Origin of the sequence: Streptomyces sp. NPDC047061 (assembly GCF_040643955.1) — a bacterium.
Lineage (GTDB): Bacteria > Actinomycetota > Actinomycetes > Streptomycetales > Streptomycetaceae > Streptomyces.
The window spans coordinates 368,922-395,519 of the sequence record NZ_JBEYVI010000001.1; the positions used below are offsets into that span (position 1 = coordinate 368,922).

Below are 26,598 nucleotides of genomic sequence, written 5' to 3' on the forward strand. Positions count from 1 at the left end.
GTGATGGCCCGCCCGGCAGTACGAGATGGCAGCGATCCCAAAGCCGTCCGTGACACTCGCGTCTTGATCGACTGTCTGCAGGAGCTGGTGCGGGGCGCCATCTCCAAGACCATCCGCGACTGTGCCAAGTACCCCGAAACGGTGTGGCTCGCGGACGCTCCCGATGGGATCGTGCGCCATGCTGCGGACGCTGATCCTCGCATCATGGTGGTCAAGCACCGTCCGCCCCAAGAGGCACCGCGGCTGCCGGCCATTCTCCACGGCAGGGTGTCCGCCGAAGCCGCCGCCACCCCTGGACCGCAACCTCCCGGCCTGATCGAGAAAACACCGAATGACCCTCAAATAGCCGGCGAGCAGGCGGTTGTGGAGGAGAACCAGCCGGCACTGGAGAGCGGCAGCTCCGAAGAGCGCAAGGCGTACGAGACGTGGGCCGGCAAGTGGATGCGATGGTCGCAGGAAGAGCTGGCGGCCGAGCCGCAGCGGCGGCTGCACCGGCAGCTGTACCGGATGGCCAAGAAGATCGAGCAGGACAGCGACACCTTCGAAGTAGTCCTGGCCGTAGGTCTCTTGCAACTCGGAGCCGCTCGTCCCTCGGCCCGGGTCCGCAGGCACATTGTGACAACACCGGTGACCCTCACAGTTGAACCGGCATCGATCAACGTGACCGTTTCTCTGGTGCCCGAGCACCCCGGCCGTCTGGAAGACACCGACTTCCTCAGCGAGTCCGACGGCTACACGTCGGAGCTGCTGGGGGTCGTACGGTCCGCTGTCGAAGACGTCCCCTTCCACCCGCTCTCGGACCGGGCGGCTCAGGCCGTGCGCTCGTGGGCGCAGCGGGCTTTCGGAGTCGACCGTGTGCTTCCGTTCGCCCCAGCCGTCGGCCAGCCCCCCGACCTCACCGCTGAACCTCAGTTGCGGTCACTGCATCTCGCGCCCGCACTCATCCTGCGCGAACACAGCCAGCGCTCCGTCCTTGGCTTCTACGAGAGCATCGCCCGGGCACTGAAGCGTCCCGGAGCACAGGCTCCTCTGGGGCTGGCGCAGTTGCTGTATGACCTTGAACCGGAGCATCGGACGGCCTGGGGGAGCAGAAGTGGATCCGTGCCGCCGGCGCTGGGACCTGATCCGCTGTTCCCGATGATCACCAACGCTGCCCAACGCGATGTCCTGGAGCGGCTGCAGCGCGACACCAGTGTCGTGGTCCAGGGCCCGCCGGGCACCGGCAAGACGCACACCATCAGCAATCTGATCGCCGCGCTCCTCGCGGACGGCAAGCGAGTCCTGGTCACCAGCGCGAAGAGTCAGGCTCTGAACGTGCTGCGCGACCAACTGCCGTCCAAGCTGCGCAGCATGTGCGTGATCCAAGGCGATCAGTGGCAGGGCGGCAACTCCGATCTGAGCCAGTCGCTGGGAGCATTGGCGCACCTGAACGCGACAACGAACCTCGATCGACTCCAACAGCGCATTGACGACCAGCAGACGCAGCGGCACCAGCTCATGGCGGAACAGGCCAAACTCCAAGACCGCCTGCGTCAGGTCCGTGAAGTCGAGTGGTACGAGCACCCCGAGATCGCGCCGGGCTACCGAGGGCGGCTCGACGACATCGTGCAGGCCGTGGAAGACGGCGCAGCCGAATATCAGTGGCTACCGCCCCTGGATGCCCAGGCCCCACAGGTCCCGCCCCTGACCACGGAAGAAGCTGAGCGACTGTGGCTGCTCGTCACCCAGCATGGTCCCGGAATCCTCGATGCCCGCATCCAGTACTGCCCGGACCCGGCCACGCTGCCGGACCCGATGGAGGTTTCCCGCCGAATCACGGAACTTCAAGGAGCCGAGGAGGCCGTCGGCCGCGAGCCGGTCACACCGCTGGCGCAGGAACTGGCGGACCACGGTGACGCGCGGCTCATGGTGCTGGAAGCGCTCCTAGACCGAGCTCAGCAGGCCCTGCAGAGGGTAGGGCTGTCCGCGGACCCCACATCCTGGCAGGCGGATGTCTGGTCCACGCGTGCGCTGCAGGACGGTATCGCCCAGCGATGGCAGCAACTGTGGGACAGCATACGAAACGCCTCACAGCGTGCCCAGCAGACCCACGACGAGATAGCCGCCGCCTCCTTCCCGGAAGTAGAGATCCCCCGCCTGTCCGAGAGCGAGGAGAAGGAACTCCTGATCTCGGGCCGCAATCTGGAGCAACACGTCCTGCGCAGCGGCAGACTGAACACGCGATGGCCCCGGCCGGCCGTCGTTAAGCAAGCCCGATTCCTCCTCGAACAGTGCCGGGTGGACGGCATGGCGCCAGCCGGCCGAGAGCACATCACCGCGGTTGTACGGCAACTGGAGATGCGCGCCCACGCCCGCACCCTGCGCGGCCGATGGACCGGCGTCGGATCGGCCGTGGGACAGGACACCCCCGAATTGATGACGTCCGAGCTCCTGGACAGGGCCGTCATCCTGCAAGCCATCGACACCTGCGTGGAGGTCATCCGCCAGGTCCACGCAACCCTGCTGGCCGACGGAATCCAGACACCGGTCACCACCGCCGAACAGTGGCGCGACATCCGCCAGGCCACGGCCCAGGCCCGCCAACTCCTGCACATCAGGACCGCAACACAACGCTTCGAAGAACTCCTCAAGAGACTTCCGCCGCCCCACCCGCATGGCGTCGATGAACTGCAGCGCGCGGCGGAGGCCGCAGCGGCCCGCGATGCGCAGGCCTACGCGCAGGCGGTCGACGCACTGGCTGCGGCATACCAGCGTGAGGCAGACCGGCGCGAGACCGGGAAACTCTTCGAGTGCCTTGCCGAGGCCCACCCCGAACTCGCCAAGGACCTGGCCGGCGACCCCCTCGCCCCGCACTGGCGCTCCCGGTTCGCCGCGCTGCCCCAGGCCTGGGCATGGCGGCAGGCGCAGGACTTCCTCGACACCCACCTGCTACCAGGACGCGAAGAGCAGCTCGAAGGCGAACTGACCCAGATCCAGACCCGGCTGCACGATCTCGTGGAACAGCTGGTCTGTGACCGCGCAGCACTTCATTGCGTCAGCCGCATGACCACCAAGCACAAGCAGGCCCTGGCTGCGTACGCCAGCGCCGTGGCCAACGCGGGCCAGGGGACCACCGAATACGGCAAACGCCACCAGCGTCACGCGCGCTCAGCCATGCAGACTGCGCAAGGCTCGGTACCGGCGTGGATCATGCCGCTGAACCAGGTAGCGGAAACGATCAGTCCAGAGCCGGACTCCTTCGACGTCGTCATCGTCGATGAAGCAAGCCAAGTGGGCCTGGAAGGCCTGCTGTTGCTCTGGCTCGCACCCCGCATCATCGTCGTCGGCGACGACCGGCAGTGCGCCCCGTTCTACAGTGGCAGCAAGCATGACCGGATCACCCAGATCTTCGACGAGCGCATGGCCGGCCTTGAACCTTGGCAGCGCGAAGGCTTCGACCCGAAGTCCAACCTGTACGACTTGCTGCAGTCCCGCTTCACCGAAGTCATCCGTCTCACCGAGCACTTCCGGTGTATGCCGGAGATCATCAAATGGTCCTCCATGCAGTTCTATCCCGACAACCAGCTGGTCCTGCTGCGCCAGCACGGCTCCGACCGCCTCCCTCCGCTGAAGGTCGTCCACGTGCCCGAAGGGCACTGTGAAGGACGCCGGGACAAACTCATCAACCGGCCCGAGGCTGAGGCCGTTGTCAACGAACTGCACCGCCTCACCCAGGACCCTGCCTACGCCGACCGCAGCATCGGCGTGATCATCCTGCGCCACGGCGACCAGACCCGCCTGGTGCAGAACCTCGTCGACCAGCGCATCGACGTATCGGCCCGCGAACGCCACAGCATCCGGGTCGGCACACCCGAACAGTTCCAGGGAGACCAGCGCGACGTCATCCTCCTGTCGATGGTCGTCGACGGAGCTAACGCCATCGCCGCGACCGGCCGGAACCACGAACGACGCTTCAACGTGGCGGCCAGCCGCGCCCGCGACCAGATGTGGCTCTTCCATTCCATGACCGCCGACCAGCTCAGCAGCAAGGACCTGCGCCGCTCCCTGCTCACCTACATGGTCAGCCCGCCCCCGCCCTACACACACCCCCACCAGCCCGTCAACGTCAGCCCAGACCGACACTGCGCGCCCTTCGACTCACTCTTCGAGCAGCGGGTCTTCCTGCGCATCAAGGAACGCGGCTACGACGTCGTGCCCCAGTGGGAAGTCAACGGAAAACGCATCGACCTCGTCGTCACGGGAGACCACGGTCGCCTCGCAGTGGAGTGCGACGGAAGCCCCTACCACTCCACCCCGAAGCAGATCCAAGACGACGCCGAGCGCGAGCGGGAGCTTCGCCGCGCTGGCTGGACGTTCTGGCGCATACGCAGCAGTGCCTTCGCCCTCTCACCCGACGAGGCCTTGGAACCTCTGTGGGAACGCCTTACCGAGCTGGGTATCCATCCCCGCACGGTCCGCGAGCCGTCCATCGATGACGCGCTGACGGACATGCCCTGGACTCCGGTCGGCCTGGCCGAGGCCGAACCCGACGAAGACGCGGATCCCTACGACGGCGAGCCGGACGAAGACAGCGAGGGACACTGACATGGACAACTACGACGACAGCACCCTCGAAGAACTCGCCGCCATGGTCTGCGGTGACGAGCCGGGTATGAAACGCCGAGCGGGCTGGGAACTTGCTCCCTTCCTTCGCCGGGCCGGCTGGGAGGACGTCCCTGAACACGACGGAAGCCCTCGCCACCGCTGGGTCCACACCATCCTGTGTGAACGGCAGGAAGACCAGGCAGGAGACACCGAGCGCGTCATCCTGCGTCTGGCCAACCGACGGGAATACCAACAACAACCAGCCGACTACGACGCCGTCATCCAGCGCCTCCAGGAAGTCCTCGCTCTCGAAAACCGCCGCATCGAGTACCGCAAAGGGCAGCCGTTCCTCATCGAGTACGACCCCGACGAACCCCCTCGCCCGCAGCGCGTAGAGCTGAAGGTGGCCATCACCGACATCGTCTCCGACCCCGAGCTGGCCCGCGCCGTTCAGCTACGCCTCGACGAAGCCCGCATCTGCCAAGAACACGGCGCCTACACCTCCGCCGTCATCATGCTCGGGAGCCTCCTTGAAGGCGTCCTCGTCCACGCCGCCGACGTCAGAAGCGCGACCGTGCCGCTGACCCGGCCCGCCCGCGACACCCGGCTGCAGGACCTCATTCAGCACGCCCACACCAACCAGTGGATCGACCAAGACGCAAAAATGGCCTCGGACCTGCTACGGACCTACCGCAATCTGGTCCACCCGCTCGCGGAGAAACGAGCCAAACACAGCGCAGACTTCGACACAGCTGACCTCTGCTGGTCCACGGTCAACGCCGTGCTCAATGACCTGGCGGCAAGCAACCCTCAGTAAGCGTCGGTAGCGGCGTTGACGGGTCTGACTGGCGTGCGACAGCTCCTTCCCTACACCCGTCAACGTCGCGCTGCTGAGGCTCACCTCATCGATAGCGGGCGCAGACTGATCGCAAAATTTGGAGGGCGTCACTCGTATTGTGTTGCCGTGGCTTTCGCATGGCGCAGGAAGCCGGAGTAGACGTCAGCAACGGATGTCCTGCGTTAGCGGGGATCGTGCTCCTTCCAGTCCAGCACCTGGACCGTCTCCAAAGGCCAGCCCCGATCCCTGTCCCTGTTAGGACGTCGAGCCTCGGCCTCTTGCGCATACTGCTCGTACCAGCGGACCTGTTCCCGGTGGAGCGCAGGACGGGACAAGCGGCCTACGGAGGGGTGGCAAGCCGCGATGACCTGCGCGAGGACGAGAGTGGTCTCGGCGTCGCAGGAGGGATCACCGGGGCGTTCATGGGGGATGCCGTACCACTCTGCGACCGTTTCCAGGGCGCGTCCGCCGGACCGGAAGGGCTCGGCATGCCGGTCTAGGACGAGCGGGTCGCAGATCGGTGATATGCCGTTGGCCAACCGATCGGACAGCGGCGTGAGTCCGTGCCGGAGTAGCTCACTCTCCAACGTGGTCAGCACGAACTGGGCGTACCAGACCACCAGGGGTTCCTTGGTTGCCAACTGCTCCACTAGCACGGTGGTCAATTCCTCCAGAGCCTGGATGGCAGGCGTTCCGTGGGTACGGGCGTGCTCCACTGAAATGCCGTGCTTCTTGCGGTACATGACGGACATCGGGCCGGGGCCAGGATCGATGAGCCAGAACCGATTTGTTCCGTCAGTGGTGTGCACCGCTGCGCCGAGAATGCGGTCGACACCGTAACGGTTGCCGGTGGTTGCGATGTCCAGGGCCATGAGGCGGCGTCGGTGCCAGCCCGCATGGTGTCGGCGTGGTGGTGGAGCAGGCTCACGGACGTGTTCGCGGTGGTAGACGTCCCATCCGCCGAAGCCGGTGTTCACGAGCACCCCCAGTCCAGCCGGAACGACCGTGCCACAGGTCTCGCACTCCCCGTCTCTCTGATTGGGGCGCAGCGCGGACGGGTCCGACGTGGTGCCGTCCGGGTCGGGAGGCGGGGCGTGAGACGGGTGGTAGGTGACCCAGCCACCCCACACGCTTCGGAGCAGAACCCCGGCCTCCGCCGGAACGTCTGAGCCGCACCGGGCACAGCGGCCCGCGTACTGGTTCGTCCATACCGGGCTGTTCACTGCCTCGCCTCGATGAAGATCGGACTCCGCGGCAGAGAAGGGTGTGTGTTCTCGTCTGCCGAGACCGGTGCCTCAGTCATCGGCTGCGGTCAGGAGCTGTGCCGCGCGTTCGGGGGAGAGGTCCCACTGTAGGGCGACCATGATCAGGGATTCCATCTCCTGGTAGTCGTCGGTTGGTTGGCCGGTGGCGCCTTCGGCAATGGCGACGGCGAGATTCGGTACACCGGGGTCTCGGGCCGCTGTGCCCGTGTCGATTTCGCTCTGCACCCGGAGGGCCAGGGTGCCGAGGAAGTCCACGACCTTACTGATGACCAGGTCTCCGGGACGGAGTTCCGTGATGATGCAATGTATCTCCTGGAATCGCGTCGCGGCTTCGTCGGCGACGCTCTGGTGCAGTGGAGCGATATCCCGCAAGGTCGCCAGGTGCGCCAGACCAGAGAGGCATTGGAGAGCCTGATGGGCGTCGATGACTGCGTTGGTGAGCGGAGTCGGGTGGGCCTCAGGGAGGGCCGCACTCCAGGTGTCGAAGAGGTCGACTCCCGGCCACAATGTGGTCTGGAGCTGCTGGGTCAGGAGGCGGACCGGTCTGCCGTCGATGAGGGGCATGAGGAGGACGGGTCCCCGGTAGCCCTGCGACACATAATCGTGGTGCATCAAGGCGCTTAGTTCGTCCACTGCCGCTGACCATCCGATGACGTCATCGAGGTACACGCCCACGGCCGACTCAACAGCTGGCCATTCCATCGCGTTCGGATCGGCGGGAGGGCGGGTGAAGATCTGAACGGAGAGTCCCTCGGCCTCGGCGTCGGCTTGGAGCTGTTGCTGTGTGGCGGGCGCTCTGGCGTCGGCGGCGGTGCGGGCAACGTCCGCAGCTCGGGCGAGAGCGAGGCCGGACGGCCCTGATCGTGCCGCAGTCCTGATGGCCTGTAGGCCGAGGGTGCCCCACGTAAGCTCAGCGAGAACGGCGTGAAGGTCGCTGAGAGCCTTCGTCAACTGGTCCAGGACAGCTGGCGGTTCTAGGTCGACGAGGTGCCATTGTTCCTGGTCCCGCACGCCCAACGCGCTATTCCTCAGCGAGTCTCGGACGTACCCGGCGAGTGATCTGTACTCCTCGGGATCGACGATCCGTCGTGTCAGATTGTCCGCGATCCCGTGTGCGAGCGATTGCAAGTGGTCCGCTCCGCCACCCGCGACTGCATCATCGGCAGGCAGCGAGGACAGGTGGGTACTGTCCATGGGCAGTGTCAGCGCGGTGGCCTGCTTATACAGGTCGGCCTGCACCGTCTTGAGCATGGCGACGTCCCGGGGCTGGCTGCGTCCGGTGAGCCAGACTCGCGTCAGATCAATCAAGTACTTGTACAGCTCGGGGAGCAGGGCGCTTGCCGCAGCGGTCCTGCTGGTCCGGTCGGTGGTGCCGGCCAGGGTGGTGGCGATCAGGCTCTGCGCGCGAGTCCATGCCACCTGGGTGGGTGAGCGATCGTACTGACGTTTCAGACGGCTGATCCCAGCTGTGAAGTCACCGAATGTTTGGGGAATGCCACCGGGCAGAACACTCTGAACGTCCACGCTCTCGCAGTGGGGGAGGCAGCGCAGCAGGATCCGCCCGAAGGTCCGGATCGCTTGTTCCGCCTCCGGCTGAGCCCGATCGGACACGTGCAGAAGACGGGCGTACGCAACCTGTCGGCCTTCCCGCTCTACGACGGATACCTCGTACAACCACGGAAAGTGGGCTCTCAGTCTCGTCAGAACAGCATCCTCTCCGCCCACGACTTCCAGCAGGCTGTTCGCCAGATCCAACGACACGGCTCGCGCCGCTGTGAGAAGGTCCCCCAGCGACTCAATCGATGAACCGGTTAGCAGTCGGCCGAAGGCTGAGTCCGCGAGGATCGGAGTCCAGTTCGTGAGATCCAGTTCTGATCCGGCCAGCACGGCTAGGACCCTCTGTGCCTCGGCTGGTTCCGCGCACTGTGCGAGGTGATGGGCCAACTGGGCGGTCCCGAGCCGTTCCGCCAGGGTGTCGCGCAGCGGTGAGTGCAGCGGACGGTACGCCCGGATCTCGGCCGCGGCCGCGGCGATCTCGGGTTGCAGGTCGGGCAGTGGATCCCCGTCGAGCAGCGCGAGCTGCAGAAGGGTTCGACGGTGTGCGAGGGATACTTGATGCCGGTCGAGGATCCGCTTCCATTCGGTGGCGCAACGGGTGAAATCGACCAGCCGGAGGGCTTGGAGGACGCCGGTGACCGCGGTTGTTCCGTGCCTTTGCCCGAGTTCCACGACTATCTGGTCCAGTACGACGGAGTCGAGGTCGGGGCACTCCGTGAGGACGCCGGCTACGAACGGCTGGAGCTGTTCGTCTGCCAGCATCCGCATGACCGCGATCACGGTCTCGTCCAGTACAGGCGGCGGCACTGCGTGCACGGCATCCGCCAATCTGCCTGAGCGCAGCTGATGGAGACCCGACAGATGACCCAACCGCTCCTGGACAAGGTGCTCGTGGATCAGACGCGAGAGCGCAGCGCGGAGTTCCGAGTCCTGGACTCCGAGTTGTTGCTGGAGCACCCGGACCGGCAGATCAGCGCCCCATCGATGGGCCACCGAGATCCTGGCCAGAATGTCGAGCTCTATCTGGCGCCCTTCGACCACTCGCCGGTCGACCTGCTCCGAGAGAACATCCGAGAGCCGCCGTCCTTTGGTGAGAAGGTGGGTGAACTCCAGAGTCAGACCGTCGGCTGCCTGGTATGCCTCCCGCCAGTGCGGTGTTGTCGTGGCACCGGACGCGGTCAGCCCGGTGTGGATCTCCTTCGCGACGTCCTCGTCGAGTGTCACTGTGATCTGCGTACACCTGGTCCGGCTCCGCAGCGGCAACAAGTCCTCACTGCGCACCGAACCCAACAGCAGGACGCCGGGAATCGGGGCCAGTTCAAGTTGAAGCGCGTCCCAAGCCTCAGCCGAGCCGATCCCGATGCCGTCCACCACGAAGCCGACCGGCGAGCGCGTCGAGGGCTTCAACGCCCTTGCCAGCCGTACCAACGAGGCGATGTCCCCGTCACGGAGGCGCCTGATCCGATACCAGAGCACATGCCTGGTCACGTAGGCGGCCGTCCACATGACCGTCGACTTGCCCACTCCTGACGGACCGACGATGAGGATGCTCTCCTCGCGGCCGATCGCCGTTGCCACCTGGCTGGTCAGAGCCTGCCTGGGTGCGGGCAGGCCAGCCGCGATGTGGCCGGGCTGCACGTCGATACCTTCATAGAAGTTGGTTGGCAGAAGCGGTCGGTCGAAGTCCACGGGCTCGCAGGCACCTGAGGACAGTGCTTCTTCCAGAGACTCGCGATCGATCGTTTCCACAACCTCCTGGGCGATGCGCTCGATGCTTGTACGGCTGAGCTCGGCCTTCTCACCCAGACGTGCCTCTGCGTTGGCATCGGCTTGGCCCGCCACCTCATCGCGTAGGGCCAGCACAATAGGTTCAGCAGCCGCAGGAAGCAGCCCGAAGCGCTGTGCCACCGCGGTCCGGGTTTCCTCTGCGGCGGCACCCCATGGCAGCACGTAGAGGCTGACAACCCTGCACCAGGCGTCGATCTCAACCCTGTTCAGACCGGCCTTTGCAGCCTTCGTGTCGAATTCCCGCAGAACAGGATGATCTGTAGGGAGAGCACTCAACGGACGATCCCAGTCGGTGAACAGCTCTCCTGCCACTGTCCGTTCGAGAATGAGGATCGCGCGGTCGGTCACTCCCGCGGCTTCCCACTTCGCATGCGCCTTGGCCATGGAGACGAGATGCCCGGCCACGTCAGCAGCAGTGAAATCGCCGACCCGTTCCTGACGGGATTTTACTTGGCAATGCCAGGATGTCGGCCCCGCGCATGAGAGGTCCTCAAACCCTTCGGGGATGATGGCATCGATGACGAGCCGGCCGGATAGGACCTGGCCGCACAGCCATGCTCCGACGGCATCCTGGTAGTGAAATCCGCGACCGGCCCGCGCCCCAGAGCGTGTCTTCGTCCACAGGGCTTCTGCGGGTTCTCTGTTCGGATCGCCTTGTCGCACTGGCGCGACGGGTCGCTCTCGGCGCCCCCGATTCTTACTGGCCATCCTGCAAGCATGGCAGCCTGGTGGGACAGTGGAGTCGATCTGTCCAGACAGGCTCATGGCCAAGGCGCGAGAGCAGCCGCCAGGCTCCCGCCGCATGCGAGGCAGTCTGCTGGTTGCGCCACCTGCGGCGGCTGGGGTCGCGCTCGGTGTGATGGTCGGTGACAGCGAGTCGAAGCCTTTCTGGACGAAGTTCCTGCGCTCGTTACGGGCCCGCGGCTTGGAGAAGGCCCAGCTGGTCATCTCCGACAGCCACAGCGGACTCGTGGCAGCGATTCGCACGGTCTTCCTCGGCGCGGCCTGGCAGCGCTGCCGTGTTCACGTCGTCCGGGACGTCTTCGCCGTGATCGAAAAAGGTTCTGGAGAGATGGTCGCGGCCAACTTCGGCGCCATCTACCTACATCGCAGCCTTCGCGGACCTCCCGTCGGCGGACTGGAAGAAGCTCTGGTCCACGGACCCGCTGGAACGGCTGAACCGGGAGATCAACCGGCGGGCCGACGCCGTCCAGGTCTTCACCCACCCCGCAGCCCTGGACCGGCCTGCCGCGGCCGTCCTGGCCGAACTCCACGACGAACGGCAGGCCTTCGACCGCCCCTACCTCTCCGAAGCCTCCATGACCGAACTCTTCACCACCCAGCCAACCCCACCCGAGCCCCAGATCAGGCCCCAACCGAAATCGAAACAGCTGTCGTGACTACACCACCCAGCGGGACCTGATCCCGCGGGCGCTCGACATTGGCGTGACCCGAGGCTTCCGGAGTCCGGTGGAGTAGGCCAGGTGCTGCCCAGGACCTGCGGCGAAGGCTGATCCATTGGCTTCACATCGGTCGGCAATGAGGCTGATCGACTGTGCCATTGGCACAGTCAATAGTGGAACAGTTGAGCCGGTGGGGTTGGTGGTGGTTATCTTTGTCCCAATCCATGTACTTGCGGCGCCGCGTAGCGCCGGACGGCGACGAGGCCGGGTCCGGACCGCGGCGCCGTCGCCGTGCCTGTTTGTTGTCCGTCACCTGGGACGACTGTGGGCAGGACGCGCACCACTGCAAGGGGGGCGGCGCACCGCCGTGAAGAGGATGTTCGTGGCTCCGGACCCGGGGCGCTTGAGGCTGCGTAACGCGACTCGCGCTGTCATCGGTGTTGCCGCCGCCGTCGCCGTTTCCGAACTGTGCGGGCTATCGCTCACCGCATCGATCACCGGAGGGCTCGCGGCGCTGCTCGCTCTCTTCACGGTCACCGATGCGACCGTCCGCGACCAGCGGATCACCACCGCCCTGCTTCCCATCGCCGGATTCCCCGTGCTTGGGATCGCCGCCACACTGCATGGCATCACCCCGGCCCGTGACGCCGCATTGTTGGCCGTTGTCTTCTGTGGGGTCTATGCCCGCCGCTGGGGCCCGCGCGGCCACGCGCTCGGGATCTTCGCGTTCATGAACTTCTTCATCGCGCAGTTCCTGCACGCGGTTCCCGCTCAGCTATCCGAGCTGTACACCGCTGTGGGCCTTGCCCTCTTCGCGGCCGGGGCCACGCGCTTCGCGCTCTGGCCCATCGAGCGTCACACCCCACCCGCGGCAGCCCCGCCGGCCCTGCCGGGCAGTGGGTTGGCACGGCCCACCACCCGTCAGGCCTTCCAGGCCACTGCGGCCTCGGCCCTCGCGCTTCTGGTCGGGCAGCTGCTCTCCGAAGAGCGCTGGTACTGGGCCGTCGGCACTGCTTGGTGGATCTTCGTCAACACGGCTTCTCGCGGCGAAACCCTGGTCCGCGGTTTCCGTCGGGTCCTCGGAACTGTGATCGGCATCGCCGTAGGCCTGCTGGTCGCCATCCCGCTGCATGGCGCGCCCGCGCTGACGGCCGCCCTGGTTGCCGTCTGCGTCTTCGGCATCTTCTATACCGCCGCCGTCTCGTATTCCTGGATGATGCTGGCAGTGACGGTTATGGCCAGCCTGCTCTACGGGCTGCTGGGTGTGCTGAACCCCAGCCTGCTCGGGCTCCGTCTTGCAGAGACCGGTGTGGGCGCGTTGTGTGCCGCCCTGGCCGTGGCCCTCGTTCTGCCGGTCACCACGCACGCCACGAACGATGCCTGGATCCAGCGGGCACTGCACTGCGTTCACGCGGCCACCGCTGAAGCGACCGCTCGCCTTGCTGGAGACCCGAAGGGTGATCCTGCCCCGTACGCCGCCGAACTGGAACTGCTGCTCGGCCGCGTACGGATGGCCCTCGCCCCGTTGATGCACCCCTTGGCTCCCTTCCGTGCACGGAGAGCCCGTGCCCGCCAGGCCATTGAGCTGCTCGATGAGTGCGCACGCGAAGTGCGGGGTCTGGTGTCCGTTGCCGCCGATCCTGTCGCGTCGCACGACGCTCGTCTGGCCGCTGCCTGCTGGCGCGTCGAGGTGGCGGTGGAAGCGCTCACTGCCGGGGACCAGGGGCGCAGGCGAATGGCGTCCGTTGCCGGCGAGATGCCTAAGCAGGATGCGACGGAGTCGGCCCTCGTACATCTGCGCGGCTTGGAGAAGGCTCTATTGGAGCTGGCCATGCCGCTTGGGTCGTCTCAGCGCCCTCCACTTGTCCGTTCCTGAATGGGAGGGAGAGTGTCGACCTATGGCCGGCGCTCTCTGCCCGACGGCTCATAGCCGCTCGTTGAGGATCTTGGCAGCTCTCGTGATGGAGCCCGGCACCAGGTGCCGGTAGATCCGGTAGGTGACCTCGATCGATTTGTGTCCCATCCACTCGGCGACATCAGTGATGGGAATGCCATGGGTAAGGCAGTTCGACGCGAAGTAGTGGCGGAGGGAGTACATCGTGTACTTGCCCTCTACATCCGCCCGTTCGAGACATCTGTCCCATCGCCACCGCAGGGTCTGTTTTCCGTAGAAGTAATGCTGCATGTGCTGGTTGCCCGAGCCATTTCCCTTGACCAGAAGATATCCGTTCTCGTCGGTACCGTACGTATCGGTGAAATACGAGAAAAAGTCGCACGTCTTTCTTGGAAGCGGTACTTCGCGGAATTCTCCGCGTTTGCGGTGCTTCAGTGGTGCGGGCTGTACCTTATTGCTGTGGATCTGCTCGTTGATCCTATAGACATCATCAGCCACAATCGACTTGATGTTTGCGGCATAAGCCTCCCCGTTGCGATGGCCGCATCCGGACATGAGCTCAATGACAAGACGGAGATCGTCGCCGTCGGCTGCGTCGCGAATGGCATTGAGCTCTTCGAAGGTCGGAATGATCACCTCATTTGGCACGTAGTTCGGACGGGCGATGTCAAGGAAAGGGTCCAGCGCGATTGCCCCGCGATGACGTGCCGCGTCGATAACGAGTTTCAGGACAAGGAATGCGTTCTTCTGGCTGGCCAAGCCAACTTTGTTCAGCTCCATTCCGTTGAGCCAGTCCTCGATCACTCCGGGTGTGAATGTGCCGACCCGGCGACTCCCGACATGCGGGTTGATGTGGGCCTTGAGTCCAAGCTCGTAGTGCTCGATGGTGTTGGACTCCAGGCCGCGCTTTCGATTCGAGATGTAGCGAGCTGCGTAGTCCTCGAACCGCATCTCGGCTATTTCCTGGGCTTCTGTGTTCCCAGTCTTGAGTGCCCCCTTCTTTGCCTGGTAGATCTCGTTGAGTCGATCCTTGGCCTTGTCCTGAGTGGCGTAGCCGGCCTCTTCGCGCTGCCGACCTATGGCATCCCGGTACCTGATCTTGTATGGGTGAGGGCACTTGGACCAGCGGCTCGGGGGATGCTCGCATTCCTTGAAGAAGGTGCCCATGCCGCGGGTGAGGGTCTTGGTGGCCAATTCTTGGTTTCTCCAGGATTGTGGTCAATTTGGTTTAAGGGGAGGAGCTGAGCTCGATCGGGCTGGTGCACGGGCAGTGGTCATGGTCCGGAGAATCCCCGATTTCCGTAACCGGGGATCGCGTGCTATGCGGGACCCGTCGCCTGCACACAGGCTTGTGCGGGTCAGAATGCTGCCCATGCGAGCTGTCGGCTCGGGCGAGGATGCTTAAAGCCCAGGTCTGGTTGTCGGACGGTGTGTCACCGCAGCGAGGCGAGCCGTCAGCAGGGGGGACGGGGTCGTCGAGATGCGCCACGGCTTCGCTACGTCACGGATGCCGCGCCGGCGTTCAACGGCGATCGCAGGGGCGACGACTCCTGCCATCGGCGCACAACATGCTGATGCTGACTCTTTGCTGACCCCCTCTCGGTTGGCAGCCTCCTGACCTGCGAGAACCGCCGCACCAAAGCATTAATGATGCTCTGGGTGACCTTCCTGGCCGGGCTGCTCTACGGCCTCCTCGGCGTCCTCACCCCCGGCCTGCTGGGGCTGCGGCTGGCCGAGACCGCGGTGGGCGCCCTCGGTGCCGTACTCGCCGTGCTGTTCGTGCTGCCGGTCACCACCCACCTCACCACCGACGCGTGGATCCGGCGCGCCCTGGGCTGCGTGCACGCCTGCACGGCCGAGGCCGCCGCCCGGCTCGCCGGCTCCGCCACCGCCGACCCGGCACCCCGGGTGGCCGAACTGGAACAGCTTCTCGGCCGGGTACGGCTCTCGGTCGCCCCGCTCGTGCACCCGCTCACCCCGATGCACGGCCGCAAGCGCCGCGCCCGCCGCGTCCTCGCCCTGCTGGAGGACTGCGCCCGGGAGATCCGCGGCCTGGTCACGGTCGCCGCCGACCCGGAGGCCTCGCACGACGCCCGGCTGGCCGCCGCCTGCTGGCGTGTCGAGGCGGCCGTCGAGGCGCTCACCAGGGGCTCGGAGCACATCACCGCCCCCGCCGAGCCGCCCGCCGAACCCGCCCTCGCCCACCTGCACGGCCTGGAGCGCGCCCTGTCCGAACTCGCCGAGCCGCTGCGCACCCCCTCGGGCTCGCCCCTGGTCGGTGCCTGAGACGCGCCGCCCCGCACGTCTTGGTCTAGACCGCAAGCTGCTACCGTCGGCCCCGGACCGGCTCGTACGGCTCGTACTCCCTCGTACGGACTCGTAGCGGGTCGTGGCGGCTCGTAGGGCTCGTAGGGTTCGTGGCGAGAGGGGACAGCGGTGGCAGACGGCGGCAGGCGGCGGAGGGCGTTCATCGGGTCGTTCACGGCCGCGGGCGGCCCCGGGGTCGTCACGGCGGCGGTCCGTCCGGACAGCGGAGCCCTGGCCCTCCTGGAGGGCGTCGACGGCGTTCCCGACCCCTCGTATCTCGCCCTCGCACCCGGCGGGCGCACCCTGTACGCGGTCAGCGAGACCGCCGACGGCGCGGTGGCCGCGTACCACGTCCACGACGACAAGCCGCGGCTCGCCGGGCCACCGGTCCCGGTCGACGCCAGCGGCCCCACCCACCTGAGCGTCTTCGACGGTCATGTCCTGACCGCCAACTACGGCTCCGGCAGCGTCACCGCCGTGCCCGTCCGCCCCGACGGCACCCTCGCCCCCACCCCCTCCGGACAGCTCCGGCACACCGGTTCGGGCCCGCACGAGCGGCGCCAGCGCGGCCCGCACGCCCACCAGGTGCAACCCGACCCCAGCGGCCGCTGGGCGGTCAGCGTCGACCTGGGCACCGACTCGGTCCGCGTCTGCACCCTGGACGGCGGCGTCCCCGCCCTCCACCGGGAGTTCGCCCTGCGCCCCGGCTCCGGCCCCCGGCACCTGGCCTTCCACCCCGGTGGCCGGTACGCCTACGTCGTCAACGAACTCACCCCGACCGTGACCGTCTGCCGCTGGGACGCCGGCACCGGCACCCTCAAGCCGCTGACCGAGATCCCGGTCCTGCCCGACGCCCCGGCCGGCGACGCCTACCCGTCGGGCATCGCCGTCTCACCCGACGGCCGCTTCGTCTGGACGGCGACCCGGGGCGAGGACGTCCTGACCACGTTCGCGGTCGACGGGGACCAGCTGCACCTGACGGCGACGGTCCCGTGCGGCGGCCACTGGCCCCGGGCGATCACCGAGTCGGAAGGCTTCCTCTACGCCGCCAACGAACGCTCGGGCAACATCACCTGGTTCACGATCGACCGGCGGACGGGCCTGCCCCGCTACGACGGCACGGTGGAGATCCCGGCCCCTTCCTGCATCGTCTTCGACTGAAGTGCCCCCGCCAGGGGCGCGGGGCTGTGGTGATCCGCGGCGGGTGAAGCGCCCCGTAAGGGGCGCGGGGAACTGCGCGATCAGCCCCCACCGGCCGGCGGCCGGGCACGGACCACAGCCTCCCCGACACAATGGGACCCGCTCCCCGCGAGGAACGGGCCCTTGACTCACGTCGGCCGATGCGCGAAGCGCGTCACCGCACGGGCGCACCCTGCGGCTGCTGCGGAGCGATCCCCAGCGCCGTCGTGTACTTGGCCAGCGCCAGCTTCCCGATCGCCGGGTACGGCCCCAGCGGGTCGGCGGTGGCGCAACCGGCCTCCGCCGCCGCCGCGGCCACCAGCGCCGCGTCGATCTCCGGCCCTATCAGGTACGGCGCCAGCGCCAGCTGCTGCGAGCCCGAACCCCGCAGCTGCTCCGCGACGGAGGCGATCGAACCCTCCTCGTCCAGCGCGGCGGCCATCACCGGCACGGCCAGGCGCGCGGCGAGCAGCATGCCGGTGATCCCGGCGGCCTGCACGGCCTCGTCGCCGCCCACGGACGCGAGGATGATGCCGTCCGCGGCCGTCGCCACGGTGAACAGCCTGGCCCGGTCGGCGCGGGCCAGACCCGCCTCGGAGAGCCGCACGTGCAGCGCCTCGGCGAGCAGCGGGTGCGGGCCGAGGACGTCGGTCAGGTCGGCGGCGACCCGGCTCTCCATGACCGCCTGGCGGACCTGGCGCAGCAGCGCGCTGTCCGGACCGGCCAGCAGCGGTACGACGACCGCGACCGGGCCGTCGGGGGCCTTGACGCCCTCGACACCGGCGGCGACGGCCTGCTCGTAACGGGCGGTGCGCTCCTCGGCGGCACGGGCGAGCACGGACTGGAGGGTGGGGAACTCCGCGTCGTCCCCGTCCAGGTACCCGATGCGGGCGTCCAGGCCGGGCAGCTCGGAACGGGCGATGCTCACGACCTCTTCGGCGAGGCCGCGCGTGGCCGCGCTGGGCGTACCCGGCACCGCGAGGACGAGCGCGGGCGCGTCCTCGGGAGCCACCAGCGGCTCGGGGCGGCGGTGCCGTCCGGGCTGGCGGGGGCGCGGCATTCGTACTGGCAGGCCGGCGGGCCCAGTGGGGGAGCTCATGGCGCCGCATGTTACTGGCTATCTGGGCTCCCTTGTTCGGGGAGGGTGCAGGTGAGCGGTATCCGTCCGGTTTTGTCTGATGAGTTACGCATGATTCGGAGGTGATCCCTTCACCTGTCGGACACTTCGTGTCCCGGTGGGATCAATCCCTTTTTGTGCGCACCACGGAGAACAACATCTCATCACCCGGCAGAGTGAGCCGCCCGCTGACCAGGTCACTCGCCACGCGTACCGCTCCGTGCAGCGGATCGCCCGCCGCCGGCACCTGCCGCGCCCGCGGAAGCGACCGCGCCAACTCCTCGGCCAGCGGTACGAGAAGCGGGTCCCCCAGCTCGACCAGGCCGCCGGTGAGGGCGACCCGGGGCTCACCGGCCGTGGGGCAGACGGCGGCGGCCGACTCGGCCATGTGCCGGGCTGCGGCACGCAGGACCGCCGCCGCGACCGGGTCGCCCGCAATGGCGCACTCCGCGACGTGCGGGGCGAAGGAGGCCAGTACGGCGGGCCGGTCGGCGCGCGGATAGAGCTGCCCGGGCAGCCCGGGCAGCGCCCCGAACCGCTCCTCGGCGCGGGCCCGCAGCGCCGCCGAGCCGCCGTCCCGCCCGTCGAGGGCGCGCAGCGCCGCCTCCAGGCCGGCCCGGCCGATCCAGGCGCCACTGCCGCAGTCGCCCAGCAGGTGCCCCCAGCCGTCCGCCCGCCGCCATCCGGTGAGATCGGTGCCGATCGCGATCAGCCCGGTCCCGGCGGCGACCACCGCTCCCGTGCGCGGCCCCAGGGCGCCGACGTACGCGGTCACGGCGTCGGCGGCCAGTACGACCGTGCGCACACCGAGCTCGCGGGTCAGCGCACCCGGCAGCTCGGCCCGCAGCGCGTCGCCGAGACTGGCCAGCCCGGCGGCGCCGACGACGGCCGTCGTCACCCGCTCCAGCCCGTAGGAGTCGGCCGACGCCCGTGCCATGGGCAGGAGTTGCTCCAGCAGATGCCCGGGGTCGATGCCCCGGGCCCCCGTCCGCACCGGTTCCCGGGAGACCAGGGGCGCCGACGGCTCACGTCCTGGCACGCCGACGACCGCCCGTAACCCGGAGCCCCCGGAGTCGACGGCGAGGTATCCCGTGCCGGGCTCCGCGCCGCACCCGGCGGCGAATTCCGTGTCCCGGGATGCGCCGCCCCCGTCGGTCACGGCAGGCGCCAGTCCACCGGCTGTCCCCCCTGCTGGACCAGCAGGTCGTTGGCGCGGCTGAACGGGCGGGAGCCGAAGAAGCCGCGGTCCGCCGACATGGGCGAGGGATGCGCGGACTCCACCGCAGGCAACTGGCCGAGCAGGGGGCGCAGATTGCGGGCGTCGCGGCCCCACAGGATGGACACCAGCGGCTTGCCGCGGCCGGCCAGCGTCCGTATCGCCTGCTCGGTGACCTCCTCCCAGCCCTTGCCCCGGTGCGCGGCCGGGCTGCGCGGGGCCGTGGTGAGCGCCCTGTTGAGCAGCAGGACGCCCTGCCGGGTCCAGGGGGTGAGGTCGCCGTTGGACGGCTGGGGCAGGCCCAGGTCGGTGTTGAGCTCCCGGTAGATGTTGATCAGGCTGCCCGGCAGCGGGCGTACCTCGGGCGCGACCGAGAACGACAGCCCCACCGCGTGCCCCGGGGTGGGGTACGGATCCTGGCCGACGATCAGGACGCGGACGTCGTCGAAGGGCTGTTGGAAGGCCCGCAGGACGTTCGGGCCCGCCGGGAGGTAGGTGCGCCCCGCGGCGATCTCCGCGCGCAGGAAGTCGCCCATCGCGGCGATCCTCCCGGCGACTGGTTCCAGGGCCTCAGCCCAGCCCGGTTCGACGATTTCATGCAAGGGTCGTGGTGCCACGGCGTCACCCTACTGCCGTACACGGGTCGGTGATCAAGCCGAGGTCACGGGACGACCGGGGATGACCTGACCATCGACACGGATGACAGAAACCCCCCTCCTTCCAGTGCCCCGGACTCAGGCGACGACCGCCGCCCGCACGCACAGCACGTCCGGCAGATGGGCGGCCAACTGGCGCCAGCTGTCGCCGTCGTCGGCCGAGGCGAACACCTCGCCGTTGCGGTTGCCGAAGTACACCCCGGCCGGATCCCCGTCGTCGGTGCAGAGCGCGTCGCGCAGCACCGTGCCGTAGTGGTCCTCCGGCGGCAGCCCCGCCGACAGCGGATCCCAGGTCCGGCCCCCGTCGGCCGTGCGGAAGACCCGGCAGCGGTGCTGGGCGGGCACCCGGTCCGCGTCCGCGTTGATCGGGAAGACGTAGGCCGTCCTGGCGCGGTGCGGATGGGCGGCCGCCGCGAAACCGAACGTGGACGGCAGCCCCTCGCCGATGTCGGTCCAGTGCGCCCCCGCGTCGTCGCTCCGGTACACCCCCCAGTGGTTCTGCAGATACAGCCGGTCCGGACTGACCGCGTCCTGGGCGATCTTGTGCACGCACTGGCCGAACTCCGGGTCGGGGTCCGGCAGGAACACCGCGGAGACACCGGAGTTGGACGGTGTCCAGCTGGCGCCGCCGTCGCCGGTGCGGAAGACACCGGCGGTCGAGACGGCGACCGTCACCGCCTTGGGGTCGCGCCGGTCGGTGACGACGGTGTGCAGGCCCTCGCCGCCGCCGCCCGGCACCCACCTGTCGCGCGTCGGGTGCTCCCACAGCGGCCGGACCAGATCGAAGCTCTCCCCGCGGTCCTCCGACCGGTACAGCGCGGCCGGCTCGGTGCCCGCGTAGACGACGTCCGGCTCGGCGGCGGCCGGGTGCAGCTGCCACACCCGCTCCAGCGAGGCGCCGGTGTCCTTGGGGAACCGCACGGCGGGCCGGGCCGGTTCGGTCCAGGTGCGACCCAGGTCGTCGGAGTGGAACACCGAAGGACCCCAGTGCGCGCTGTCGCCGCCCGCCAGGAGCCGCGGCCGCTCGCCCCGGGTGTCGATGGCCACCGAGTAGATCGCCTGCGCGTTGAAGCAGGGACTCTCGTCGAACTCCCAGCCGCCGCCTCGCCGCCTCCCGAGGAACAGACCCTTGCGGGTCCCCACGGCGAGCAGTACCTCGGTCATGCCGACCACCTCCATGACGCCTTTGTCACCGCCTGTTTTCAAACACCGGCCAGTCTGCACCCCGCCACTGACAGTCACCCCCGGGATCACGGCGTCGCAGGTCGGAGACGTCGTGTCGGCCGGTCGAACAAGTCGGCGGAACGTGTCCCGGAGGACGCCTGCGCGAGCGGGGCCGGTCGTGCGACCGTCGACTCGGAGTTCGCCGTGAGCAACGGGGCGGCCGCTCCCGTATGGGAGGGCGGTCCGGGCTGTCCGTGCGCGCGTGAGGAGGATGCCTTTGAAGGCGTTCCGTGGTCCGAAGGTCTGGCTGTGGCGCTGGCGGCGCAACCCGCTGAAGCGCCGCGCCGACACGATGGAGGCCTGGGTGCTGCTCGGCGCCTGGCTGCTCACCCTGCTCGCCGGGGTGCTCGCCGGGCTCGCGTCGGCCCGGTCGCTCGAGGACGGCCTGGCCCGCGAACGCGTCGAATGGCACCCGGTCGTCGCCCATGTCATGGAGAGGGCCCCCGGAACGGCGGCACCGGAGTCCGACACCTCCGCCGGGGAACGGGTCTGGGCGAGAGTGGGGTGGACCGTCGCCGACGGCTCCGCGCACACCGGCCAGGCGCGGGTCCCGGCCGGCAGCAAGGCCGGCACCCCGGTCACCGTGTGGACGGACCCCCGGGGGAACCTCGTCACCCGGCCGGCCGGCGCCGCGGAGGCCCACTTCCGCTCCGCGCTGATCGGCGGCCTGGTCGGGCTGAGCGCGGCCGCCGTCCCGTTCGTCCTCGGCCTCGCCGTGCGCGGCCGGCTGGAGCGGCGCCGGATGGACCGCTGGGACGCGGAATGGGCACGGCTCGGACCGCAGTGGGGCCGGATGACCGGCTGACACCCGCACCCGGCGGCCCGGCGGACCGCCCCTGACCCGGCCGCGCCCGGCATCCGGTCGCCGACCCGGCCGCGCCCGCGGCCCGGTCACTGGTCACCGGCTCGCCGGCATCCTGCGGCCCGGCTGCTGGTCACCGACCCGCCAGCACCCTGCGGCAGTTGGCGAGCAGCCGCTCGTCCTGGGCGATGTCGTGGCTGCCGTACCCGCCCGGCCGTGCCATGTGCCGCCGGACGCCGGTGAGTTCGGCCGTCACCAGGTCATGCAGCGGCGCGCCCGCCGGGCCCATGCCGGCCAGGCACTCGGCGATCGCGTCCCGCGTGTACGGATTCTCCGACCAGGCGGTCCGGAACACCGGCAGTACGGGTTCCGGATCCCCGTCGATCCGCCACCACGCCTCGGCGGCCGCCGTGCGTTCCCACACCCTGTCGGACCCGGCCAGCCGGCGCAGCGCGGGCAGCGCGTCGCGTGCGCCCGCCCCCAGCCGCCCCAGCTGCCCGGCCGCCGTCCGCGCGCTGCGGCCACGACCGTGCGTCAGCTCCCGCAGCAGCACGGGCAGTACGGCGTCCACGTCCCCCTCCGCCGACCACAGGGCCCCCGCCGCCACGGCCGCGTGCCGGGTGTCCAGGAGCCCCCGCAGGACCGGCGCCGCCGCCCGGGCCGCCGCGCCCAGGGCGTCGAGCGCCCGTACCGCCTGCCCCACGAGGGCCTCCCGGGCCCCCAGCCCGTCCGGTGCCCCGCGCAGCAGCCGCAGTACCTCCGGCACCGCCGCCGGGTCCCTGAGGGCGGTGACGGCCGCCAGCAGCGGAGCGGCCGACTCGGCGGCCTCGGGCGAGCCCAGGTCGACCTGGCCGAGCCGGTGCCGCAGCGCGGGCGCGAGCGGGGCGGCCGCCGGGCCCAGGTGCACGATCTCGAAGCCCAGCCCGCCGGGCACCACCGGTCTCGCCAGCAACTGGGCCAGGGCCGGCACCGCACGCGGATCGCCGCTTCTGGCCAGCGCCTTGAGCGGACCGCCCAACGAGGGTCTGCCGCGCTCCCAGGTGTGCACCCACAGGTCGGGCCGCACGGTCACCAGCGCGTGCAGCTCGTCCGCGGCGGGCGCGGCGAGCCCGAACAACTCCGTGAGCACCGAGACGGCCGCGTCCCGCAACTGGTCCTGCTCGCGGCCCAGTTGCCTGCCGATCAGCGCGACGGGCGCCGAGAAGTCCGCCCGCCACTCCCGGAACAGTCCGGCCGACATCCACACCGCGTTGCACCGGTCCATCGGGTCCGGGCTGCTCAACTGGCCGACGAGCAGGGCGATCCGGTCCGCCACCCGGTCGTCCAGCGCCCGGTGCAGGGTGCGCAGCAGGTAGGAACCCTCCTCGTCGGACGGCCGCAGTCGCCGTATCCGGCCGACCAGGGAGTCCGCGTCCACCCGGTCCGGTCCGGCCGTCCGCCGCTCGGACCGCTCCCTGAGCAGCCGGACCGCGGTCGGCACCAGGTCGGCGGGCAGCCGCTCCGGCGCGCCGAGGCCCAGCTGCCCGAGAGCGGCCAGCCGCGCCCCCGGGGCGTACGGCGGCCCGCTCTGCGCGGCCAGCAGGTCCACGGCCGCGGCCGCGTGGGCAGGACAGCGCCGTACGAACAGCCCGAGGGCCTCGGTGAGGGCGAGCAGCACCTGCTCGTCACGCTCGACCGCCATCCGGCGCCGTAACAGCGGCAGCACCAGGTCCGGTTCGTCGAGGAACCGGACCAGCGCCCCGGCCGCCGCCCGGCGTACCGCGGGGCACGGGTCGTCGGCCAGTGGCACGAACGCCCCGGCGCCGGCGCGGACGGCGGCCCGGGCCCGTGCACCGGCGCTCTCCGAGCCGATGCTGACCAGCAGCTCCACTATGGCGCCCCGGTCCTGCACCTCCGTACGGGAGGCGATGGCGAAGAGGAACGAGACGCAGGCGAGCGTCGAGTCGTACACGTTCCCCTGGTGGTGCACCGAGCCGTACATCCCCTCGAGCGCGGCCTCCCGTTCGGCCGCGTCCGCCGAGGCCAGCCCGCGCAGCAGACCGGGCACGTCCGCAGCGCTGCCGTACGCGTGCCGCAGCGACGCCCAGTCGACCTCGTCGATCCCCGTGAACACGTTGTCCTCCCCAGGCGAGTACCACCTGATCCGGAGTCTGCACCACAGCACTGACAACGATGCGGAATCGGACGACGACTGTGTGCGATCCGGCGGCGGTCACCGGCCGAAGACCCGCCGTGCAGGGGTCAGTTCCGGCCAGGCAGGGCCCGCTCCAGGATCGCGTCGAACCCGGCGCCGGCGGGCAGGGTGCCGAACGCGTGCCCCCAGTCGCCGCCGAGCCGGGTCGCGCAGAAGGCGTCCGCCACGGCGGCCGGGGCGTACCGCACCAGCAGCGAGGCCTGCAGCGCCAGCGCCATCCGCTCGACCAGCCGGCGCGCCCCCACCTGGTCGGTCTCGGCCAATTCGGTCTTCAGCCGGGTCACGGCGGCGTCCAGCCGGGTGTCCGCCCCGCGCGCGTGCGCGAGTTCGCCGAACAGGGCGTCGGCGGCGCCGGGTTCGCGGGACAGCGCCCGCAGCACGTCGAGCGCGTTGACGTTCCCCGAGCCCTCCCAGATCGACAGCAGCGGGGCCTCGCGGTAGTGCCGGGGCATGCCCGAGTCCTCGACGTATCCGTTGCCGCCCAGGCACTCCAGGGCCTCCGCGGTGAAGGCCGGACCGCGCTTGGTGACCCAGTACTTGCCGACGGCGGTGGCGATCCGCCGGAAGGCCCGCTCCTGCTCGTCCCCGCGCACCGCGCGGTCCGCCGCCCCCGCAAGCCGCAGGGTGAGCGTGGTCGCGGCCTCCGACTCCAGGGCCAGGTCGGCCAGCACGTTGCGCATCAGCGGCTGGTCGACGAGCCGGGCACCGAACGCGCTGCGGTGCCGCACATGGTGGCCCGCCTCCACGAGCGTCTTGCGCATCAGGGTCGCCGAGTTCATCACGCAGTCCAGCCGGGTGCAGTTGACCATCTCGATGATGGTCTTCACGCCGCGCCCCTCGGGCCCGACCAGCCAGGCCACCGTTCCGTCGAACTCCGGTTCGGAGGACGCGTTGGAGCGGTTGCCGAGCTTGTCCTTCAGGCGCTGGATGCGGAACGCGTTGCGGCTGCCGTCGGGCAGCACGCGCGGCACCAGGAAGCAGGACAGGCCGCCCGGCGCCTGGGCCAGCACCAGGAAGACGTCGCACATCGGAGCCGAGGTGAACCACTTGTGCCCGCGCAGGGTGTAGACGCCCGGCTCGGCGGTGGGCGTGGCCGCCGTCGTGTTCGTCCGTACGTCCGAACCGCCCTGCTTCTCGGTCATGCCCATCCCCGCGAGCAGCCCCGGCTTCTCGGTCGGCACGCGCAGCCCCGGCTCGTACGCGCGGCTGGTCAGCAGCGGTTCGTACACCTTGGCCAGCTCGGGCTGGGCGCGCAGCGCCGGGACGGCCGCGTACGTCATCGACGTGGGACAGCCGTGTCCGGACTCGGTGTGCCCCCACACCAGTCCGCCCGCCGTCCGCGCGACGTGTGCCCCCGCCCGGTCGTCCGCCCAGGCGGTCCCGGCCAGCCCCTCCTCCACCGCCACCCGCATCAGGTGGTGCCAGCTGGGGTGGAAGTCGACCTCGTCGACCCGGTTGCCGTACCGGTCGTGGGTGCGCAGCTCCGGCTCGTGCCGGTTGGCCAGCTCACCCCACTCCTGCGCCTCAGCGCTCCCGGCCCGCACGCCGAGCCGCCGGATCCCCTCCTCGGCCCACTCCGCCCCCTCCCGGCGCAGCGCCTCGATCAGGGCCGGGTCGTCGGAGGCGTCGTACGGGGCGAGCGGCGGCGGCTGGTTGGTGACGTCATGAGTGGCGTACTGCGGCTGCGGAGGCGCGACGGTCGAGTCCATGGCTCCAGTGTTGCAGTATTTCCGCGACCGTAGCAATACTGCAATATCGCGCCGCACGTACAGTACGTGACCATGCGCATGAACGACGTGTCCGCCGAGCCCGCCGACGTCGACCTGCGACCCCTGTCCGCCCGGTCGGTCGTGCTGAGCCTGCTGCTGGGCACGCATCCGCCGGAGCTGCCGGTGAAGGACCTGATCCGGTTCGTCGAGCCCTTCGGCGTCGGCGGCTCCACGCTCCGGGCCGCGCTCAGCCGCATGACGGCGGCCGGTGACCTGCGCCGCACCGACGATGCCGTCTACGGCCTCAGCGACCGGCTGCTGGCCCGCCAGCACCGCCAGGACGAGGCGGTACGGCCCCGCACGCGCGCGTGGCGGGGCGACTGGGAGATGGTGGTCGTCACGGCCACGGGCCGCGGCCCCGCCGCACGAGCCGACCTGCGTACCCGCCTGACCTCCCTCCGCCTGGCCGAACTCCGCGAGGGCGTCTGGCTCCGCCCGGCGAACCTCGCGCGGCCGCTCCCCGCGGACCTGGCGGACACCGCCCAGTCCTACACGGCCCGCCCCGACCGTCCCGCGCCCGAACTGGCCGCCGCCCTCTGGCCGCTGGCCACCTGGTCAGCCACCGCCCGTGCCCTGCTGACCCGGGCGGCCGCATCCCGCCTCCCCGCCGACCTCTTCACGGTCTTCGCGGCAGCGGTACGCCACCTGCTGACCGACCCGGTCCTGCCCCCGGAACTCCTGCCCACCGACTGGCCGGGCGACGAACTGCGCGCCGCGTACGCCGGCTACCGGGCGGAGATGGGCGACCCCGCGGGTATCCCGTATCCCGACTGACCCGGCCGGGACACGGGATACGCCCTACGGC

General features: G+C 69.5%; 15 protein-coding genes and 2 pseudogenes. 8 read left to right on the forward strand and 9 right to left on the reverse strand.

Going from position 1 to position 26,598, the window contains the following annotated elements; all coding sequences use genetic code 11:
- Nucleotides 1-63 precede the first annotated feature (63 nt).
- On the forward strand, nt 64-4,584 hold the full coding sequence (locus tag ABZ887_RS01745; RefSeq protein ID WP_361281762.1) for an AAA domain-containing protein: 4,521 nt from the start codon (nt 64-66) through the stop codon (nt 4,582-4,584).
- Between the two features lies 1 nt (nt 4,585).
- Complete coding sequence (locus tag ABZ887_RS01750) at nt 4,586-5,401, forward strand: hypothetical protein (RefSeq protein WP_361281764.1); 816 nt, start codon at nt 4,586-4,588, stop codon at nt 5,399-5,401.
- 203 nt (nt 5,402-5,604) lie between these two features.
- Here ABZ887_RS01750 and ABZ887_RS01755 read toward each other — a convergent pair whose 3' ends face one another.
- Complete coding sequence (locus tag ABZ887_RS01755; RefSeq protein ID WP_361281767.1) at nt 5,605-6,294, reverse strand: hypothetical protein; 690 nt, start codon at nt 6,292-6,294, stop codon at nt 5,605-5,607.
- Nucleotides 6,295-6,717: 423 nt separating this feature from the next.
- Nucleotides 6,718-10,740: a hypothetical protein gene (locus ABZ887_RS01760; protein ID WP_361281769.1), complete on the reverse strand. Its 4,023-nt coding sequence runs from the start codon at nt 10,738-10,740 to the stop codon at nt 6,718-6,720.
- A 142-nt stretch (nt 10,741-10,882) separates the two neighbouring features.
- Between ABZ887_RS01760 and ABZ887_RS01765 the strand changes: the two are divergent.
- Together ABZ887_RS01765 and ABZ887_RS01770 are read left to right on the forward strand one after the other, a co-directional pair.
- A pseudogene (locus ABZ887_RS01765) lies at nt 10,883-11,432 on the forward strand (transposase); the annotation flags it as partial.
- A 379-nt stretch (nt 11,433-11,811) separates the two neighbouring features.
- Complete coding sequence (locus ABZ887_RS01770; protein ID WP_361281772.1) at nt 11,812-13,311, forward strand: FUSC family protein; 1,500 nt, start codon at nt 11,812-11,814, stop codon at nt 13,309-13,311.
- A gap of 48 nt (nt 13,312-13,359) precedes the next feature.
- Here the strand turns inward: ABZ887_RS01770 and ABZ887_RS01775 are convergent, their stop codons facing one another.
- On the reverse strand, nt 13,360-14,523 hold the full coding sequence (locus ABZ887_RS01775; protein WP_361281775.1) for a tyrosine-type recombinase/integrase: 1,164 nt from the start codon (nt 14,521-14,523) through the stop codon (nt 13,360-13,362).
- A gap of 453 nt (nt 14,524-14,976) precedes the next feature.
- Between ABZ887_RS01775 and ABZ887_RS01780 the strand changes: the two are divergent.
- Nucleotides 14,977-15,615: pseudogene (locus ABZ887_RS01780) on the forward strand (FUSC family protein); the annotation flags it as partial.
- Nucleotides 15,616-15,765: 150 nt separating this feature from the next.
- The gene (locus tag ABZ887_RS01785; RefSeq protein ID WP_361281777.1) at nt 15,766-16,797 is read left to right on the forward strand and encodes a lactonase family protein; all 1,032 of its coding nucleotides are present in this window, start codon (nt 15,766-15,768) and stop codon (nt 16,795-16,797) included.
- Nucleotides 16,798-16,990: 193 nt separating this feature from the next.
- On the opposite strand, the gene ABZ887_RS01790 is transcribed toward ABZ887_RS01785, so the two are convergent.
- The 4 genes from ABZ887_RS01790 to ABZ887_RS01805 form a co-directional block, all read right to left on the reverse strand.
- A complete protein-coding gene (locus ABZ887_RS01790; RefSeq protein WP_361281779.1) occupies nt 16,991-17,914 on the reverse strand; it encodes a hypothetical protein in 924 nt (307 codons plus the stop codon).
- 142 nt (nt 17,915-18,056) lie between these two features.
- Complete coding sequence (locus ABZ887_RS01795; protein ID WP_361282420.1) at nt 18,057-18,971, reverse strand: BadF/BadG/BcrA/BcrD ATPase family protein; 915 nt, start codon at nt 18,969-18,971, stop codon at nt 18,057-18,059.
- Nucleotides 18,972-19,087: 116 nt separating this feature from the next.
- Nucleotides 19,088-19,765 carry a uracil-DNA glycosylase gene (locus ABZ887_RS01800; RefSeq protein WP_361281782.1) on the reverse strand — a complete coding sequence of 226 codons (678 nt, stop codon included), beginning with the start codon at nt 19,763-19,765 and terminating at the stop codon, nt 19,088-19,090.
- A gap of 117 nt (nt 19,766-19,882) precedes the next feature.
- Nucleotides 19,883-20,968 (reverse strand): sialidase family protein, encoded by a 1,086-nt coding sequence (locus ABZ887_RS01805; protein ID WP_361281784.1) that lies wholly within the window; start codon nt 20,966-20,968, stop codon nt 19,883-19,885.
- Between the two features lie 271 nt (nt 20,969-21,239).
- Here ABZ887_RS01805 and ABZ887_RS01810 point away from each other — a divergent pair, with 271 nt between their 5' ends.
- Nucleotides 21,240-21,833 (forward strand): hypothetical protein, encoded by a 594-nt coding sequence (locus ABZ887_RS01810; RefSeq protein ID WP_361281787.1) that lies wholly within the window; start codon nt 21,240-21,242, stop codon nt 21,831-21,833.
- Between the two features lie 130 nt (nt 21,834-21,963).
- On the opposite strand, the gene ABZ887_RS01815 is transcribed toward ABZ887_RS01810, so the two are convergent.
- Both ABZ887_RS01815 and ABZ887_RS01820 read right to left on the reverse strand, forming a co-directional pair.
- Nucleotides 21,964-23,943: a HEAT repeat domain-containing protein gene (locus tag ABZ887_RS01815; protein WP_361281790.1), complete on the reverse strand. Its 1,980-nt coding sequence runs from the start codon at nt 23,941-23,943 to the stop codon at nt 21,964-21,966.
- A gap of 128 nt (nt 23,944-24,071) precedes the next feature.
- Nucleotides 24,072-25,733 (reverse strand): DNA alkylation response protein, encoded by a 1,662-nt coding sequence (locus ABZ887_RS01820; protein WP_361281792.1) that lies wholly within the window; start codon nt 25,731-25,733, stop codon nt 24,072-24,074.
- 72 nt (nt 25,734-25,805) lie between these two features.
- On the opposite strand from ABZ887_RS01820, the gene ABZ887_RS01825 reads away from it, so the two are divergent.
- Nucleotides 25,806-26,567 carry a PaaX family transcriptional regulator C-terminal domain-containing protein gene (locus ABZ887_RS01825; protein WP_361281795.1) on the forward strand — a complete coding sequence of 254 codons (762 nt, stop codon included), beginning with the start codon at nt 25,806-25,808 and terminating at the stop codon, nt 26,565-26,567.
- The last annotated feature ends 31 nt before the right edge of the window (nt 26,568-26,598 follow it).